Below are 16,459 nucleotides of genomic sequence, written 5' to 3'. Positions count from 1 at the left end.
AAGGAGCCCGCCGTGGCCCGTCCCCGCGACCGACAGCCCAGGCGCTATCCACGTCGCGCTGCTGCGCGAGGTCGGGCAGGCGATGCGGGACGCCTCGATCTGCGGTCTGGGCCAGACCGCGTGGAACGCCGTCGAGTCCGCCATCGACCGGCTCGGCGTCTTCGGGCAGGCCGAGAAGGGAGTTCGCTCATGACCGCCGTCCCGCTCCAGCCGCCGCGCCGCCTGGTCGACCTCACGCTCGACGGGGAGCCGGTGCGCGCCCCCGAGGGGTCCACGCTGCTGGACGCCTGCCGCGCCGCGGGCAAGGACGTCCCGACGTTGTGCCAGGGCGACACGCTCACGCCGAAGAACGCCTGCCGGGTGTGCGTCGTGGAGGTGGAGGGCGCGCGGACCCTCGCCCCCGCCTGCTCGCGCCGCGTGGAGCCGGGGATGGAGGTGCGTACGGACACCGAGCGGGCCCGGCACAGCCGAAAGGTCGTCCTGGAGCTGCTGGCCTCCTCGGTCGATTCGTCGACGACGCCGCGTGCCGCGGAGTGGATCGAGGAGTACGGGGCCGAGCCGGGCCGCTTCGGGCCGGACGCCGCCCGGGTGGACGAGGAGCCGAAGATCGACAACGACCTCTATGACCACGACCGTGTGCGCCTACTGCGGTGTGGGCTGCAACCTCACGCTCCATGTGCAGGACAATGAGATCGTGAAGGTCACCTCACCCCACGACAACCCGGTGACCCACGGCAATCTCTGCATCAAGGGGCGCTTCGGCTACCAGCACGTGCAGAACAGGGACTGACGGGACTGATATCGATATGGGACGGGTCACCGAGCGCCGCCGCGTCATCCGGATCCGGGACGGCGCGATCAGCGCGCGTGCGGACACCCTCGTCGCCGAGGAGCCCCTCGAGATCCGGCTGAACGGCAAGCCGCTGGCGATCACCATGCGGACGCCGGGCGACGACTTCGCGCTGGCCGCCGGTTTCCTGGTGAGCGAGGGGGTCCTGGGGCGGGCGGACGAGCTGGCGAACATCGTCTACTGCGCGGGGGCGACCGAGGACGGCGTCAACACGTACAACGTGGTGGACGTGAAGCTGGCGCCCGGCGTCCCGGTCCCCGACATCACCCTGGAGCGCAACGTCTACACGACCTCCTCGTGCGGGCTGTGCGGCAAGGCCAGCCTGGACGCGGTGCGCACCACGGCCCGCTGGCCGGTGGGCGACGACGAGAACAACCCGGTGCGGATCGACCCGGAGACGCTCGCGGCCCTCCCCGACCGGCTGCGCTCGGCGCAGCGCGTCTTCGACCGGACCGGGGGGCTGCACGCGGCGGCGCTGTTCACGCCGGACGGCCGGCTGCTGGACGTACGGGAGGACGTGGGCCGGCACAACGCGGTGGACAAGCTGATCGGGCGGGCGCTGCAGCAGGGGCTGCTGCCGCTGTCCGGAGCGGTGCTGCTGGTCTCCGGCCGGGCCTCCTTCGAGCTCGCGCAGAAGGCGGTCATGGCGGGGATCCCGGTCCTCGCGGCCGTCTCGGCGCCCTCGTCGCTGGCCGTCGACCTGGCCGCCGAGACCGGGCTGACGCTGGTCGGCTTTCTGCGGGGCGCCTCGATGAACGTGTACGCGGGCGAGCACCGGCTTGCCCTGCGGACGGCGGCCGGCGGCACCTGACACCGGTCCGCGTACCGGTCCGCACACCGGTACGCCCGCCCGCTGCACGGGATGACGGACCGGCCGGTGAGGAGCGCCCCCTGCGCCGGCCGGTCCTTCCCCCGGCGCCTCGTGACGCGCATCGCTCGCCGGACCTATGACGAACATATATTGACCGATCGTTCTGGTTGACCGTAGAGTCTGCGCCATGGCCAGAACCAAGGAATTCGACCCCGACGCCGCACTGCAGTCGGCCCTCGAGCTGTTCTGGCGGCGCGGCTACGAGGCCACCTCGATGGCCGACCTCGTCGAACACCTCGGTATCGGCCGCGCCAGCATCTACGCGACCTTCGGCAACAAGCGCGAGCTGTATCTGAAGGCCCTGGACCGGTACGCCGAGACGCACGACCCGGCGGTGCTGGGCGAACTGTCCCAGCCGGGCCCGGCGCTGCCGGCGGTGCGGGCGGTGGTGCGCCGGTTCGCCGCCGAGGCCGCCTCCCCCGAGGAGCGGCGGCACGGCTGCTTCGTCACCAACAGCGCGGCGGAACTGGCCCCGCACGACCCGGCGGTGGCCCGGCGGGTCGAGATCAGCTGGGAGCACATCGAGACCCCGCTGTACGCGGCGCTGGTCCGCGCCCAGGCCCAGGGCGAGCTGGCCGAGGACCGCGACCCGCGCGCGCTGGCCCGCATGCTCTTCGTGCTGCTGCAGGGCCTGCGGGTGGTCGGCAAGGCGTCGCAGGACCCGGCCAGGGTGAAGGAAGCGGCCGAGCAGGCGCTGGCCCTGCTGGACTGAGCCGCAACCGGGCCGCAACCGAGCCTCGGCTGAGCCGTACACGCCGCTTCGGAGTCTTACGCGGCTCCCTTGTTCACACCCACATAATGAACCGTTCGGTCAATAATCAGGTCACGACATCGGGGGGATCATGACCGCCACCACCCGGCAGCGCGGCGCCTTCGTCCTGCTGGGCGGCGTCCAGGCCACGCTGATCTTCACGCTCGCCGCCATCTCCGTACCGCTCCCCCGCATCGGGCGCGAATTCGGCCTTCAGCGCTCGGACGTGATCCTGCTGAGCGCCGCCTACGGGCTGACCTTCGCCGGGCTGCTGCTGTTCGGCGGGCGCCTGGCCGACCGCTACGGCGGGCGGCCGACCCTCACCGCCGGGCTCGCGCTCTTCGCCGCCGCCTCGGCCGCCGCCCCGCTCGCCCCCGGCATCGAGGCCCTGCTCGCGGCGCGCTTCGCACAGGGCGCGGGGGCGGCGCTCAGCGCGCCCGCCGCCATGGCCGTGCTGCGCGCCCTCTTCCCCTCCCCCGCCGCGTACGGCAGGGCGATGGCGACCTGGGGCGGCCTCTCGGTGCTCGGCGCGACCGCGGGCAATCTGCTCTCCGGCGTCATCTCGACGCTGCTGTCGTGGCGCTGGAACTTCGCCGTGCCGCTCCTGGTGGCCGGCGCGGCTCTCGCCCTCGCGCCGCGGCTGCTGCCGGACACCGCGCCCAGCGGGGGCAGGGCGCTCGACCTCCCGGGCGCCGCGCTGGCCACTTCAGGGATCACGCTGGCCAGCTACGGGCTCGTGGTCACCGACGGCCGCCCCTGGTCATCGGCCGACGTGCTGGTGCCGCTGCTCTCCGGGGCGGCACTGCTCGCCGCCTTCTGGCGCGCCGAGCGCCGGGTCCGCGACCCGCTGCTGCCGCCCCGCTTCCTGCTCGACCGGCGGCGGGCCCTGGCACTCACGGCGATCGCGCTGACCGCCTGCGGGACCGCGATGACCTTCGTGATCCTCTCGCTCCACCTCCAGCAGGAGCGCGGCTGGTCGGCGCTGCGCACCTCGGCCGCCTTCGCGCCGTTCGCCGCCGCGCTGCTCGTCTCCGGGCGGGCGGCGGGACCGCTCATCGCGCGGTACGGCGCGCGGGCCGTCACCGCCGCCGGGCTCGGCACCGCCGGGGCGGGGCTCGCGCTCCTCGCGCTCGGCGGGCTCGACACGGACACGTCGTACGCCTCCGGGCTGCTGCCCGGGCTGGTGCTGCTGCCGGCCGGCACGGCGGCCTCCTTCGCGGGCGCCGCCGTGCTCGCCACCGACGGCGTGCCGCGGGAGCAGTCCGGGCTCGCGGGCGGCGTGATGAACACGGCGATGGAGTTCGGCCCGACCGTCCTGTTCGCCGTCGTGCTCACCCTCGGCGGCGACGCCTCGTCCCTGGCCGTGACGGGGACCTCGCTGGCCGCGCTGGCCGCGCTCACCGCGCTGAGCCGGCGCCCTTCCTGAACCACCTCACTTTTTCCCAACCTGTTCCGCTTCACCATCACTCAAGGAGTCACCCATGAACCGCTTCCCCGGCAGGACCGCGCTCGTGACCGGCGCGGGCTCCGGCCTCGGCCGCGCGATCGCGCTCGCCTTCGCCGCCGAGGGCGCGTCCGTGGTCGCCGCCGGGCGCACCGCGGCCACGCTGGAGGAGACAGTCGAGCTCATCGAGGCCGCGGGCGGGACGGCCGCGGCCGTGGCGGCCGACGTGACCGACTCCGGGGAGGTCCGCGCGCTCGTCCAGGAGGCCGTCACCCGCTTCGGCGGGCTGGACATCGCGGTGAACAACGCCGGGATACTGCGCGGCACCGGGCCCGTGGCCGAGGTGAGCGAGGAGGACTGGGAGGCCGTGCAGCGGACCAATGTGACCGGGGTCTGGCTGGCCATGAAGCACGAGATCGCGCACATGAAGGAGCACGGCGGCGGCGCCATCGTCAACATCTCCTCCAACCTGGGCGCGCACCGCCGGGCCCCGGGCCTCGCCGCGTACATCGCCTCGAAGGCGGCGGTGTCCGCGCTCACCCGCGCCGCCGCCCTCGACCATGTCCACCAGGGCGTCCGCATCAACGCGGTGAGCCCTGGGGCCGCGGCCACCTCGATGTCGCTGCGGCCGGGCGAGACGGAGGCGGAGCGGGCCGAGCGGATGAAGCGGGAGACCCCGCTGGGCCGGGTCGCCGAGGTGGACGAGGTCGCCGCGGCGGTGCTCTACCTGGCCTCGCCCGCGGCCGGCGCGGTGGTCGGCGCGGACCTGGTCATCGACAGCGGGGCGTCGGCCTGAGGGCCCTTCGCGCGGATCGCGGGAGGGGCGGGGCGGGAGGGGTAGGGCTGGCCATACCCGCGGAGTAGGGCTGGCGCGACCTTGGAACTAGGGCTGGCGTGATGGTCCCACCACCACCGGCTCCGCGATGGTGGTGGGCATGAAAGAGCCCACCATGACCTGTACGTCATCCTCCGCCCCGACATCGGGGAAAAAGCCCCGGTTAAGGACTCGGGCCGTCGCGGCCGCGGCGCTTGCCGTGGCCGCGGTCGGTGGCGTCGCGGCGGTCCCGGCCGGAGCGGCCCCGGCCGCCGCGGCGCCCCACTCCTCGCCCGGCGCCTCGCTCAGCCAGGACGAGTTGCGGCGCGAGGTGGCCGACACCCTCCGCGAGGCCGGGTACATCGGCATGACCGTGGAGGTGCGCGACGGCCGCCGCCGGATCCACGCCCGCGCGGGCGAGGCCGAGTTGAACACCGGCCGCCCGGTGCCGTACGGCGCGAACTTCCGGGGCGCCAGCACCACCAAGACCTTCGTGGCCACGGTCGTGCTTCAGCTGGCCGCCGAGGGGCGGCTGTCGCTGGACGACACCGTGGAGAAGTGGCTGCCGGGCGTGGTGTCGGGCCATGGCAACGACGGCAGTCGCATCACGATCCGAAATCTGCTCCAGCACACCAGCGGCATCTACAACTACGGCCTGGAGGAGGACCTGGGGGGCACGGCCGAGGACTTCGAGCGGACGAAGCTCTACCACGTCGACCCGGAGCAGAGCATCGCCGGAGCGATGCGGCACAGCCCCGACTTCCCGCCCGCCGACCCGGACGACCCGGAACCGAAATGGAACTACTCGAACCCCAACTACATGATCGCCGGCCTGATCATCAAGAAGGTCACCGGGCGGCCCTGGGCCGAGGAGGTGCGCGACCGCATCATCCGGCCGCTGGGGCTGAAGGACACCTATGAGCCCGGGGACGACCCCTATCTGAAGCAGCCGTACGCCCACACGTACCACCGCTTCACCGGCTCCGACCGGTGGACCGACACCACCGTTCGGAACATCTCCTGGGCCGATGCCGCCGGGTCGCTGGTGACCAGCCAGCGGGACCTGGACCGGTTCTTCACGGCCCTGTTCGGCGGTCGCCTGCTGCCCGCCGCGCAGCTGGCCGAGATGCGCCGGACGGTCCCCGTGGGCGCCGACTTCGAGATGGCGTTCCCCGGGCTGCGGTACGGGCTCGGGCTGATGCAGCAGCCGCTGAGCTGCGGCGGGGACCGCTGGGGCCACGGCGGCGACCTCGAAGGCGGCACGGTGAGAACGGCGTTCAGCGCGGACGGACGACGCTCGGTGGTGATCAGTGCCAGCGGGACCACATCGGACGACGAGCGGCTACTCAAGGCCGAGAAGGCCATGCAGTCGCTTCTGGACCGGGTGATGTGCGGTCAGGTGGTGCGCCGGTGAGCACCGTCGGGCGCCGCCTGGCCGCGTCCCTGGCCGCCCTGGCGGGTGTCGCCGCTCTCGTGGCGGCGGCCCCCGCCGCCCCGGGCGGGAGCGGCGCCCCCGGCGGGAGCGGCGCGGAGGTGTTGCGCCGCAACACGCGGGCGGTCCACCGGGCCGGGGCGGTGGGGGTGGCGGCCGTGGTGGACACCCCGTCCGGCACGGCCACGGCCGGCGCGGGGAAGGCCGATCTGCGCACCGGCGCGCCCATGCGGGCCGACGCCCACTACCGCGCGGGCAGCACGGTGAAGACCTTCGTGGCCACCGTCGCCCTGCAACTGGTCGGCGAGGGCCGGCTGGCGCTGGACGACACGGTGGACCGGTGGCTGCCGGGCCTGGTGTCGGGCCACGGCAACGACGGGCGCCGCATCACCGTGCGGCAGCTGCTCCAGCACACCAGCGGGCTGCGGGGCTACACGAGCATCCCCGAGCTCTTCCCGGCGGGATACTCCGCGCGCGGCTACTACGAGAACCGCTTCCGCCACTACACCGCCGGGGAGCTGGTGGCCGCCGCGGTGGGCCGTCCTCCGAACTCCGAGCCCGGGGCGGCGTACCGCTACTCCAACACCAACTACGTTGTCACAGGAATGATCATCGAGAGGGTCACCGGGCGCCCCTGGCGCACGGAGGTCCACGACCGGATCGTCCGCCCGCTGGGGCTGTCCGCCACGACCCTGCCGGGCGACCAGCCGTATCTGCCCGCGCCGTACGCGCATGGGTACCACGCCTATGCGGAGGAGGGGCGCCGCGTCGACACCACGGTCTTCAACGCCACGGCGGCCGACGCGTCAGGCGACCTGGTCACCACTCCGCACGACGTCAACCGCTTCTTCGGCGCGCTCCTCACCGGCCGGCTGCTGCGCCCGGCGGAGCTGGCCGAGATGCGGCGGACCGTCCCGATACCCGACGAGCCGGGGCGCGGCGCCGGTCTCGGCCTCGAGACGACCCCGCTGAGCTGCGGCGGCTTCTACTGGCACCACGGCGGCAACGCCCTGGGCTACTCCAGCGAGAACGGCGTCACCGACGACGGGCGACGGGCGGTGACCGTGTCGACCAACAGCTTCGACGAGTCGGACACGGCACGGCAGGAACGGACGGACAAGGCGGTGAAGGCGCTCATAGACGACGTGCTGTGCCGGCGCGCCGGGTAAACTCTGACATCCGTTGGAGACCTGTGGCGCGATGAGGGGACATGTCATGCGCATCGGTGAACTGACCCGGCGCACCGGGGTGAACGAGCGGCTGCTGCGCTACTACGAGCAGCAGGGTCTGCTCCAGCCGGAGCGGCTGCCCAGCGGCTATCGCGTCTACCGGGAGTCCGACGTGGCCGCGGTGAACCGCATCCGCTCGCTGCTGGCCGCCGGGCTGTCGACCGCCACGATCGCGCAGATCCTGCCGTGCCTGCGGGAGGAGGGCGAGCGTCTGGTACCCACCTGCCCCGACCTCATCGCCCAGCTCCGGGCGGAGCGGGAGCGGATGACCTCGGCCATCGAGGAGCTGGAGACCTCGCGCTCGCTGCTGGACTCGGTGATCACGGCCGGGTTGGCGACGACGGCCTAGCCGGCTCGGATGGGCCGGGCGCGCGCCGCCGCTCGTACGCCTCGCGCGCGTCGAGCAGCCGGCCCAGGTGGCGCCGCCCCCATTCGCAGGCGGCGTCCATCGGGCCGAGCAGCGAGCGCCCGAGGTCGGTCAGCGCGTACTCGACGCGGGGCGGGTTCTCGGGGTAGGCGGTCCGCGTGATCAGGCCGTCGCGCTCCATCGCGCGCAGCGACTCGCTGAGCACCTTGGGGGTCACCCGGGCCAGCGGCACCCGCAGTTCGGAGAAGCGGCGGGGACCGCCCTCCAGACAGCGGATGATCAGCCAGGCCCATTTGGCATCGAGCCGGATGAGCGCGCGGTTCGGGCACTCGGGGCCGAACATGTCGGCGGTCAGTGGCTGGGGTGGCCCGGGCAGGGGCTCGGTGAGTGAGTCGGTCACCGCTCCGACGGTAGCCGACGCGGGTGGCCCGCGCCGCCGGCAGCCGCCAGTAGCCGCCGACGGCCGCCGATATCGTTGAAGTAACCGGCACTTCCGCCGTTACGGTCCGGGCAGTCCAGCAGTCCAGCGACTGAACCGAAGGGAGTGCCGCCATGGCACGCATCGCTGTTTTCGGGGCCGGCGGAAGGGTCGGCCGGCATCTTGTCGCCGAGGCGGACGGCCGCGGTCACCAGGTCACCGCGGTCGTCCGCGACCCGGCCAAGTACCCCGGGCTCGCCGCCGGGAATGTCACGGTCGTGGCGGGCGATGTCACCGACCCGGCGGGCGTGGCGGCGGCCGTCACCGGACATGACGCGGTGATCAGCTCGATCTACCGGGAGGACATCGACGCGAAGGAGCTGTACGGGGGCGCGGCGCGGGCGCTGCTCGCGGGGCTGGGCGAGGCCGGGGTGGGGCGGCTGGTCGTGATCGGGCTCGCCGCGACGCTGGAGACGGAGCGGGGCGTACGGGTCCTGGACGCGCCCGACTTCCCCGAGGCGTTCCGTACCTTCGCCCTCGGACACGCGGCGGGGCTGGAGGTGCTGCGCTCCGCGCCCCCGGAGCTGGACTGGCTGGTCGCCAACCCGCCGATGAACTTGGAATGGGAGGGCGCGCGCACGGGACGGTACCGCCTCTTCGGGGGCCAGCTCCCCCCGGGCGGGGGCCGGATCTCGTACGCGGACCTCGCGATCGCCGTGCTCGACGAGATCGAGACGCCCCAGCACCACCGCACCCAGCTCGCCGTGGCCGACTGACCGTCCGAGCCGACCGAGTCGGGCGAACCGGTCAACCGGCGCGGCGCGCACACGATCTGACGCACGCTCCTTGTGGGGCGTGGGGGCGAGACGGGACACTTCTCCGGCACCACTCGATCAGACGTTGGATGTCTTGATGTCGTGACGTCCAGATGCACGTCTCTCGTGATGTCCAGTCGCATGTCCAGATGCCGCTGAAGGGCAGGTCGGTGACGATGACCTCAGATCTTCGCGCTCCACGCAAGCGGTCCAGACCATGGCGGCGCCGGGCGGCGGTGTTCCTCGCCGCCGCCGCGCTGGCCCTGATTCCGATTCCGGTCCGGGCCGCGGAAGCGGAATCCTCCGCTTCCGCGGCCCGTACCGACTTCGAGCAGCACGTTCTCTTCAAGTCTTCCCAGGACAGCGGGTACTCGTGCTTCCGGATCCCCGCCGTCGTCAAGTCGAAGGACGGCACGCTGCTGGCCTTCGCCGAGGGGCGGGTGAACAACTGCGGCGACGCCGGTGACATCGATCTCGTCCTCAAGCGCTCCACGGACGGCGGCCGCACCTGGGGCCCGCTGCAGGTGATCAACGAGGGCGCCCGGGACACCCACGGCAATCCCGCTCCCGTCGTGGACCTGCGCACCGGCCGCATCCTGCTGGCCAGCACGTACAACACCGGGCGCGACGACTCCCAGGGCTGCGATGTGCCCTGCGACCGGACCCCGCACCTCCAGTACAGCGACGACGACGGCGTCACCTGGTCCACCCCGCGCGATCTGAGCGACTCGCTGCTGCCCGCCTCGTGGAACTCCTGGTACGCCACCGGGCCCGTGCACGGCATCCAGCTCACCCACGGCCGGTACCGGGGGCGGCTGCTCTTCACCATCAACACCGAGAGCCACGACGGCACCCGGATCACCGCCAACCACGCTGCGCTGGCCTACAGCGACGACGGCGGCGACACCTGGCGCGTCGGCGCGGTGGACAGCTGGCCGGTCACGGCGGACGGCACATTCCGCCAGAAGCCCTCCGAGATGACGCTGGTGGAGCGCGAGGACGGCTCGGTCTACGTCAACGGGCGCGAGCAGGACGGCACGGACCTCGGCCATCGCGACTTCGCCGTCAGCCGCGACGGCGGCGAGAGCTTCACCGGGCCGTTCCGCACCATCCCCGACCTGTACACGCCCCAGGTACAGGGCTCGATCCTGCGGCTGCGGAGCGAGGACCGGGACGGCTACAGCCGGCTGCTGCTCGCCGCGCCCGCCGACCCGGACCGCCGGCGCACCATGACCATCCGGTCCTCGTGGAACGAGGGGCGCGACTGGGACAGCGCCGACCGCGGCAAGGTGGTGACCACCGACTGGTCCGGCTACTCCGACATGGTCCGCGTCTCGCTCGACGAGGTGGGGCTGATGTACGAGGGCGGCGCGGTGGACGCCCGGGACGAGATCCGTTTCGCGCGGTTCACCGAGGACTGGCTCGGGCCGCGCCGCGGCCCCGACCCGACCACCGCCGACCGGGCGCCCGGCGCCCGCCCGGCCACCGTCCTCGGCGGCCCGGCCAGGACCGAGGGGCGGTTCGGGCGGGGGCTCTCGTTCGACGGCACGGACGACGCCGTCCATGTTCCCTTCCGGCCCTCGCTGCCGCTGGGCACCCGTGACTTCACGGTGAGCCTGTGGTTCCGCTACACCGCCGCCACGGGCCAGCAGCCGTTCCTGTGGATGGGCGGCATCGGCAACAAACAGCCGCAGGTGTGGCTGCGCGGCGAGCCCTCGAGCGGCCGGGTGCGGGCGCTGATCACCACGGTGAACGGCACCGCCACCTTCACCAGCGCCTCGGTGAGCACCGGCTCGGCGTACAACGACGGGCAGTGGCACCACGCCGCGCTCATCCGCGCCGGGGGCCGGCTGAGCCTGGCCATCGACGGGGGCACGCCCGTCTCCGCCGCCGACGTGCCCGGGCCGGTCACCCGCACCTCGCCGTTCGGCATCCATGTGGGCGAGGCCGTCGACAGCCGCTCGCACCTGACGGGTGCTCTGGACGAGGTCCGGGTGTGGGGGCGCGCGCTGTCGGACACCGAGCTGCGGCAGGTCCGGGAGTTCAACGCCACCCCGGACGGCCACGGCGACCCGGGCGACCGGGGCGACCGAGGCGGCAAGGACTACTCCGCGCTGGTCCGGCTCCCCTTGGACCGCGTCCGCCCGGCGGACGACCGCTGAGGTTCTCGGTTCGGGGTGACGGCGACCAGCGCGGCCACCGCCATGACGTCCATGACGTCCACGGCGTCCATGACGTCCACGGCGTCACCCCGAACCCGACCCCGCCGACGGCGGGGTCAGGCGGGCGGCAGCGCGGCGGCGGCCGAACCGGCGAGATCGGTGGCCAGCTCACAGGGCCGGTCCTCGCGGCCCACCCCCTTGATGACGACGGCCACCCGCTCGGTCCCCTTCACCCGGTCCACGGTGGTGTAGTCACGATGCACCACCTCGACGCGGCAGGTCCTCGGGCCCTCGTGCTCCGGCAGCACGATGGCCTGGTGATCGCCGAGCCTGGTCGACCGGGCGTTGTCGTCCGTCGGCAGCCCACCCTGGTCGAACCGCAGGTCCACCTCGAACTCGCCCGTGGTGCTCTTCCACTGGCAGTCCCAGCGGCCGAACCCGACGTCCGGATCCCGGGCGTCGACACCTGGCACCTTCTCCAGGGCCTTGCCGTCGAGCAGCGTGCACGCGTCCTGGTGCGCCAGCGAATTGGCCGGGAAGCCGGGGGAACGACGGGGGATCTCCCCGCGGTTGAGCACCGTGACGGCGAAGCGCGCGGCGATGTCGGCGGTGTCACACAGCGGCTCCCTGACCTCGGCGGGCCGTCTCGCGACCGCGGTGACCCGCAGGCTGTTGCCACGAGCGCCCGTCACCGCCATGCCCCGCTCGCACTCGTCGCCCTCGGCGTCGCGCTCCACGACGGTGACCCTGCCCGCAGTCCTCCTCGTCACGGCCTCCGGCAGCGGGTCGGCGTCGAGCTCAACCCTGACGTCCACCACGTCCTCGCCGCGCTGCTTCAGGATGACGTCGCAGCGGTTGAAGTTGCCCTCGTCGCGGTCCAGTTCGGCCTCTTCGTACCGATCGAACGCGGTGGCGCTCAGCAGAGCGCAGGGGTCGGCCGTACGGGGGTCGCCCATGAAGCCCGGCGCGCCGCTCACGCGGGACGGCGACGGGGCGGCCCTGTCCGCCCCCGCCTCGCCGTCCAGGCTCATCACGAGGAACGGAACGGCGACGGCCAGTCCGGCGCCCGCGACGACACCGGCCGTGAGCAGCGGACTGCGCCGGACGAGGGTCGCCGTCCGGCGCCGCTGCGCTCCCGGCGGGTCCCCGCCGACCGAAACGGTGTCCGCGCGGGACGTGGTCACCGAGGTCACCGAGGTCAGCGGGAGGGTCGGGAGTCGGTCCGGCGATCCCGCGATCCCGGCGAGCGCGCGGAGCGCCTCGGTGGCGGTGGGCCGGGCCCTGGGGTCGGCCCGGAGCATCGCGCCGAGCACCCCGCCGAGCGGCCCGACCTGGGGGCCCAGGGCTTCCAGCCGCACCACGCGTCCGGGGCCGCGCAGCGGTGGAGTCCCCGTGACCAGCCGGTACAGCGTGGCGCCGAGGGAGAACACGTCGGACGCCCGCTCGGGAGCCCCCGCGAACGCCTCGGGGGCGGCATAGGCCGGGGTGAGGCTGATCTGCCCGTTGGGGGTGATCGTCTCACCGCCGTCCACCCGGTACGCGGCACCGAAGTCGGCCAGCTTGGCCACTCTGTCCCGCGTGATCACGATGTTGCCTGGCTTGACGTCGCAGTGCACGATGCCCTTGGCGTGCAGGGCCGCCAGCGCGCCCGCGATCTGCGCGCCGATGTGCGCCGCGAGCTCCGGGCCCATCTTCACCGGGACGTCCAGGCTCCCGCCGGTCACATGCTCCATCACCAGCCAGAACGTGGCCCTCCTGCCCCTGCCCACGCGGACGGCGTCATAGAGGGTGACCACATGCGGATGGCTGAACTTCGCCAGAGCGCGCGCTTCGGCCAATAACTGGTCGAAGACGGCCTGGCTGTTGTCCTCCAGCAGGGCCCGCTTGAGGACGACGGGCCGGCCCAGCTGGGTGTCGACGGCGAACCAGACCGCGCCCTTCCCGCCCTCGACGGGCCCCTTGGTGAGCCGGTACCTGCCCACCTTCTCCCCCCGGCGCACAGCGGCACTCCCCTCCCGCACGACCAGAATCTCTGCCGTTACCAGGCACGCGATCCGAACTTACTGCGTACCGGGAGGGGCTCACACGAACTACGGGAATTCACATATCACCCCAGAAATCCGCACCTTCTGTAGAGGCGCGGGCGGAACCCGGAGGCGCATGCGCGTTCGCGCCCGTTGGGTCAGGAGTGGATGACCTGGATGCGGGATACGCGGACCTCGCCGTAGTTGTCGCTGTCGCACGGGTCCGAGTTGTCGCAGTTGGCCTGCGTGTACGCCCCCGCCTTGAAGTAGTTGGTGTCGCCGTCGTGGGCGATCGTGGTCTCGAGCCTCCCGTTGTAGTACACGTCGATCTTCCCGTTCCGCGCCACGAACCTGGCCTCGAACTCGGTGCCCAGCTCGTAGTCGTCGGTGACGAGGTGGTGGTGGGAGTCGTCGCCGTCGGTGATGTAGAGCTTGCCGCCTTCGAGGCGGAAGACCGTGACGTCGTCGTCCCCGCCGTGGACCTGGGCGCCGACGAGGTGCGGCTTGTCGTCGGGAAGCGCGAGGAACGCCTCTTCGACCACCAGCGTGTGGGTGCCCTCGGTGGTCGACCAACTGGCCTCCTCCTCCCCGCCGTCCGTCATCTCCCGCAGCTCGGAGCGCGGGTAGCGGGAGCCCCCCGTCGTCACGCCGTCGACGGGCGCCCGGAACCGGACCGCGGTACACCCCGCGGTGGCCTGGAACCAGGGCTTGGCGGAGAAGGTGGCGAGCCGCGGCTGTGTGATCTCGGTGGGGTCCTCCTCGTCGCCGGTGGGGAGGGTCAGCTTCCAGTCGGTGAGGTCCAGGACGTCGGCGGGGTACTGGCACCGGGTCGCCGTGGTGTCATGGCGAACGGCCGGGGTGCCGGCCTGCGCGGGGAGCGCGAGGGCGGCCGTCGAGGCCACCGCGGTGAGGCCCGCGAGGGCGATGCTGCGGATGCGCGTCACGGGATCTGCCTTCCTGTTCGGGGGAACGGGCATGGGTCGGCCCATTGTTCGCCGCCGTTTCCGGGAGGGGGCCCGAGGAGGAGCCCCGGGGAAGGAGGGGCCCCGGGGAAGGAGCGGTCCGGTCAGACGCGGGCCGGCGCCCTCGTCTCCCGCGCCGCCGGCGTCGCGCGAGCCGACTCCGGGCCCGCCGACTCCAGGGCCGCCTGCTCCGGCGCCGTCCTGGCGAAGCGCCTGGCCAGCACCGCGCACACCATCAGCTGCATCTGATGGAAGAGCATCAGCGGCAGCACGGCCAGGCTCGCCTGCGCGCCGAACAGCACGCTCGCCATGGGCAGTCCGGCCGCGAGGCTCTTCTTCGACCCGGCGAAGACGATCGCGATCCGGTCCTCGCGGCCGAAGCCCAGCCGCCGCGAGCCGTACGAGGTGAGCAGGAGCATCACCGCGAGCAGCACCGCCTCGACGGCCAGCAACGCGCCCAGCCGGACCGGGGTCACCTGGTGCCAGATGCCCCGGACCATGCCCGCGCTGAAGGCGGCGTAGACGACCAGGAGGATGGAGCCGCGGTCGGCGTAGCCGAGGACCTTGCGGTGGCGGGCGACGAAGCCGCCCACCCACGGGCGCAGCAGCTGCCCGGCGAGGAAGGGCACCAGCAATTGCAGGGCGATCTTCACCATCGCGTCCGCCGAGAACCCGCCGCCCCCGCTGCCCAGCAGCAGGGCGGCCAGCAGCGGGGTGAGGACGATGCCCACCAGGCTGGAGAAGGAGCCCGCGCAGATGGCGGCCGGGACATTGCCGCGGGCGATCGAGGTGAAGGCGATCGAGGACTGGACGGTGGAGGGCACCAGGCACAGGAAGAGCAGTCCTGTGTAGAGCGGGTGCGTCAGCACGTACGGCACCAGGCCGCGGGCGGCCGTGCCGAGCACCGGGAAGACCACGAAGGTGCAGGCCAGCACGGTCAGGTGGAGCCGCCAGTGGCGCATCCCGTCCAGCGCCTCGCGGGTGGAAAGCCGCGCGCCGTACAGGAAGAAGAGGAAGGCGACCGCGACGGTGGTGGCCCCGTCGGCGACGGTCGCGGCGCGGCCGCTCGCGGGCAGCAGCGCGGCGAGGCCGACGGTGCCGATCAGCGCGAGGATGAACCAGTCGAGGGGGAGCCAGGACGGGAGGGTGATCTTACGGCGGCGCATGTGCTCTCTTTCTCGGCGTCCTGTTCTCGGCATGTCCTCGACAACGGCCCAGCGCGGCACAGCGCCCAGCGGCGGCACGGACGGTGCCCTCTCCAGCTTGCGCTTGATCAGCGCTATCGGGAATCCCACTGACCGCTCTGACTGTCATCGCCTTCCGTGATGACCGCCGCCTACACTGGCGGTGTGTACGACCCGTCCCAGCTGCGGACCTTCCTCATGGTCGCCCAGACGCTGAGCTTCACCCAGGCAGGCCACCGCCTCGGCCTGCGCCAGTCCACCGTGAGCCAGCAGGTGCGCAGGCTCGAGGCCGCGGTCGGCCGGCCGCTGTTCGCGCGGGACACCCACGGGGTGGAGCTGACCGAGGACGGCGAGGCGATGCTGGGCTTCGCGCGGACGATCCTGGAGGCGAACGAGCGGGCGGCGAGCTGGTTCCGGGGCACCCGGCTGCGCGGGCGGCTGCGCTTCGGCGCCTCGGAGGACTTCGTCCTGAGCCGGCTGCCCGAGATCCTGGAGGGCTTCCGCCGGGACCACCCCGAGGTGGACCTGGAGCTGACCGTCGAGCTGTCGGGCACGCTGCACGAGCGGCTGGCGGCGGGGAAGCTGGACCTGGTGCTGGCCAAGCGCTCCGAGGACCGGCCGGGGGGCCGGCTGGTGTGGCGGGACAAGCTGGTGTGGATCGGCGCGGAGCGGCTGCGGCTCGACCCCGACCGCCCGCTGCCGCTGATCGTCTTTCCGCCGCCCGGCCTGACCCGGGCCAGGGCGCTGGAGGTGCTGGAGCGGCACGGCAGGCCCTGGCGGATCGTGTGCACGAGCGGCAGCCTCAACGGGCTGGTCGCCGCGGCCCGCGCGGGCCTGGGGGTCATGGCGCACACGCGCGGCCTGATCCCGCCCGGCCTGGCGCCGGTCCCGGACCGGGCCGGGCTGCCCGATCTGGGGCCGGTGGAGTTCGTCCTGCTGCACGGGAGGCGGCAGCGGGACTCGGCGGCCCGGGCCGCGGCCGACCGGCTGGCCGCCGCGATCCTGGCGGGCCCCGTGCCCTGAGCCGTACCCTGCGGGCCTCGCCCCCTCAGCCGATACCCTGCCCCAAGCCCCGCGCCGTGCCCCGCGCCGCGCCTCGCGCCGTGCCCCCCGCCCCGCCCCGCGCCCCCCGCCGC

Annotated in this window: 14 protein-coding genes and 2 pseudogenes; 12 read left to right on the top strand and 4 right to left on the bottom strand. The window is 73.1% G+C overall.

Going from position 1 to position 16,459, the window contains the following annotated elements:
• Positions 1 to 49: 49 nt before the first annotated feature.
• From BBH68_RS25575 to BBH68_RS25535, 9 genes and pseudogenes are all read left to right on the top strand, one after another.
• Positions 50 to 193: pseudogene (locus BBH68_RS25575) on the top strand (NADH-ubiquinone oxidoreductase-F iron-sulfur binding region domain-containing protein); the annotation flags it as partial.
• A pseudogene (locus BBH68_RS25570) lies at positions 190 to 790 on the top strand (2Fe-2S iron-sulfur cluster-binding protein). The pseudogenes BBH68_RS25575 and BBH68_RS25570, both read left to right, overlap by 4 nt.
• A gap of 16 nt (positions 791 to 806) precedes the next feature.
• Positions 807 to 1,661, top strand: a complete 855-nt coding sequence (gene fdhD, locus BBH68_RS25565) for a formate dehydrogenase accessory sulfurtransferase FdhD (RefSeq protein ID WP_065965854.1) — start codon at positions 807 to 809, stop codon at positions 1,659 to 1,661.
• Positions 1,662 to 1,848: 187 nt separating this feature from the next.
• Positions 1,849 to 2,433, top strand: coding sequence for a TetR/AcrR family transcriptional regulator (locus tag BBH68_RS25560; RefSeq protein ID WP_065965853.1), 585 nt, complete (start codon positions 1,849 to 1,851; stop codon positions 2,431 to 2,433).
• Between the two features lie 130 nt (positions 2,434 to 2,563).
• On the top strand, positions 2,564 to 3,898 hold the full coding sequence (locus tag BBH68_RS25555; RefSeq protein WP_065965852.1) for an MFS transporter: 1,335 nt from the start codon (positions 2,564 to 2,566) through the stop codon (positions 3,896 to 3,898).
• Positions 3,899 to 3,953: 55 nt separating this feature from the next.
• Positions 3,954 to 4,712: an SDR family NAD(P)-dependent oxidoreductase gene (locus BBH68_RS25550; RefSeq protein WP_065965851.1), complete on the top strand. Its 759-nt coding sequence runs from the start codon at positions 3,954 to 3,956 to the stop codon at positions 4,710 to 4,712.
• 154 nt (positions 4,713 to 4,866) lie between these two features.
• Positions 4,867 to 6,144 carry a serine hydrolase domain-containing protein gene (locus BBH68_RS25545; RefSeq protein WP_065965850.1) on the top strand — a complete coding sequence of 426 codons (1,278 nt, stop codon included), beginning with the start codon at positions 4,867 to 4,869 and terminating at the stop codon, positions 6,142 to 6,144.
• A complete protein-coding gene (locus BBH68_RS25540) occupies positions 6,141 to 7,331 on the top strand; it encodes a serine hydrolase domain-containing protein (RefSeq protein WP_065965849.1) in 1,191 nt (396 codons plus the stop codon). The genes BBH68_RS25545 and BBH68_RS25540 overlap by 4 nt, the downstream gene beginning before the upstream one ends.
• Positions 7,332 to 7,377: 46 nt before the next feature.
• Positions 7,378 to 7,740: a MerR family transcriptional regulator gene (locus tag BBH68_RS25535; RefSeq protein ID WP_065965848.1), complete on the top strand. Its 363-nt coding sequence runs from the start codon at positions 7,378 to 7,380 to the stop codon at positions 7,738 to 7,740.
• Here BBH68_RS25535 and BBH68_RS25530 read toward each other — a convergent pair.
• A complete protein-coding gene (locus BBH68_RS25530; RefSeq protein ID WP_065965876.1) occupies positions 7,712 to 8,101 on the bottom strand; it encodes a winged helix-turn-helix transcriptional regulator in 390 nt (129 codons plus the stop codon). The genes BBH68_RS25535 and BBH68_RS25530 overlap by 29 nt on opposite strands.
• 209 nt (positions 8,102 to 8,310) lie before the next feature.
• Between BBH68_RS25530 and BBH68_RS25525 the strand changes: the two genes are divergently transcribed.
• The gene (locus BBH68_RS25525; RefSeq protein WP_065965847.1) at positions 8,311 to 8,952 is read left to right on the top strand and encodes an NAD(P)-dependent oxidoreductase; all 642 of its coding nucleotides are present in this window, start codon (positions 8,311 to 8,313) and stop codon (positions 8,950 to 8,952) included.
• 215 nt (positions 8,953 to 9,167) lie between these two features.
• Positions 9,168 to 11,153 (top strand): sialidase family protein, encoded by a 1,986-nt coding sequence (locus BBH68_RS25520; protein ID WP_245738307.1) that lies wholly within the window; start codon positions 9,168 to 9,170, stop codon positions 11,151 to 11,153.
• A gap of 116 nt (positions 11,154 to 11,269) precedes the next feature.
• Here BBH68_RS25520 and BBH68_RS25515 read toward each other — a convergent pair whose 3' ends face one another.
• The 3 genes from BBH68_RS25515 to BBH68_RS25505 all read right to left on the bottom strand — a co-directional run bounded on the left by BBH68_RS25515 (position 11,270) and on the right by BBH68_RS25505 (position 15,305).
• Positions 11,270 to 13,153, bottom strand: a complete 1,884-nt coding sequence (locus BBH68_RS25515; RefSeq protein WP_065965845.1) for a serine/threonine-protein kinase — start codon at positions 13,151 to 13,153, stop codon at positions 11,270 to 11,272.
• A 182-nt stretch (positions 13,154 to 13,335) separates the two neighbouring features.
• Positions 13,336 to 14,121: a polysaccharide lyase family 7 protein gene (locus BBH68_RS25510; RefSeq protein ID WP_245738306.1), complete on the bottom strand. Its 786-nt coding sequence runs from the start codon at positions 14,119 to 14,121 to the stop codon at positions 13,336 to 13,338.
• 122 nt (positions 14,122 to 14,243) lie between these two features.
• The gene (locus BBH68_RS25505; RefSeq protein WP_065965843.1) at positions 14,244 to 15,305 is read right to left on the bottom strand and encodes a bile acid:sodium symporter family protein; all 1,062 of its coding nucleotides are present in this window, start codon (positions 15,303 to 15,305) and stop codon (positions 14,244 to 14,246) included.
• A 183-nt stretch (positions 15,306 to 15,488) separates the two neighbouring features.
• Between BBH68_RS25505 and BBH68_RS25500 the strand changes: the two genes are divergently transcribed.
• Positions 15,489 to 16,346: a LysR substrate-binding domain-containing protein gene (locus tag BBH68_RS25500; RefSeq protein ID WP_065965875.1), complete on the top strand. Its 858-nt coding sequence runs from the start codon at positions 15,489 to 15,491 to the stop codon at positions 16,344 to 16,346.
• The last annotated feature ends 113 nt before the right edge of the window (positions 16,347 to 16,459 follow it).

Origin of the sequence: Streptomyces sparsogenes, assembly GCF_001704635.1 — a bacterium.
Taxonomy (GTDB): domain Bacteria; phylum Actinomycetota; class Actinomycetes; order Streptomycetales; family Streptomycetaceae; genus Streptomyces; species Streptomyces sparsogenes.
Note: the sequence above shows the minus strand (reverse complement) of the source record. Positions and strands in the feature narration are given on the sequence as shown.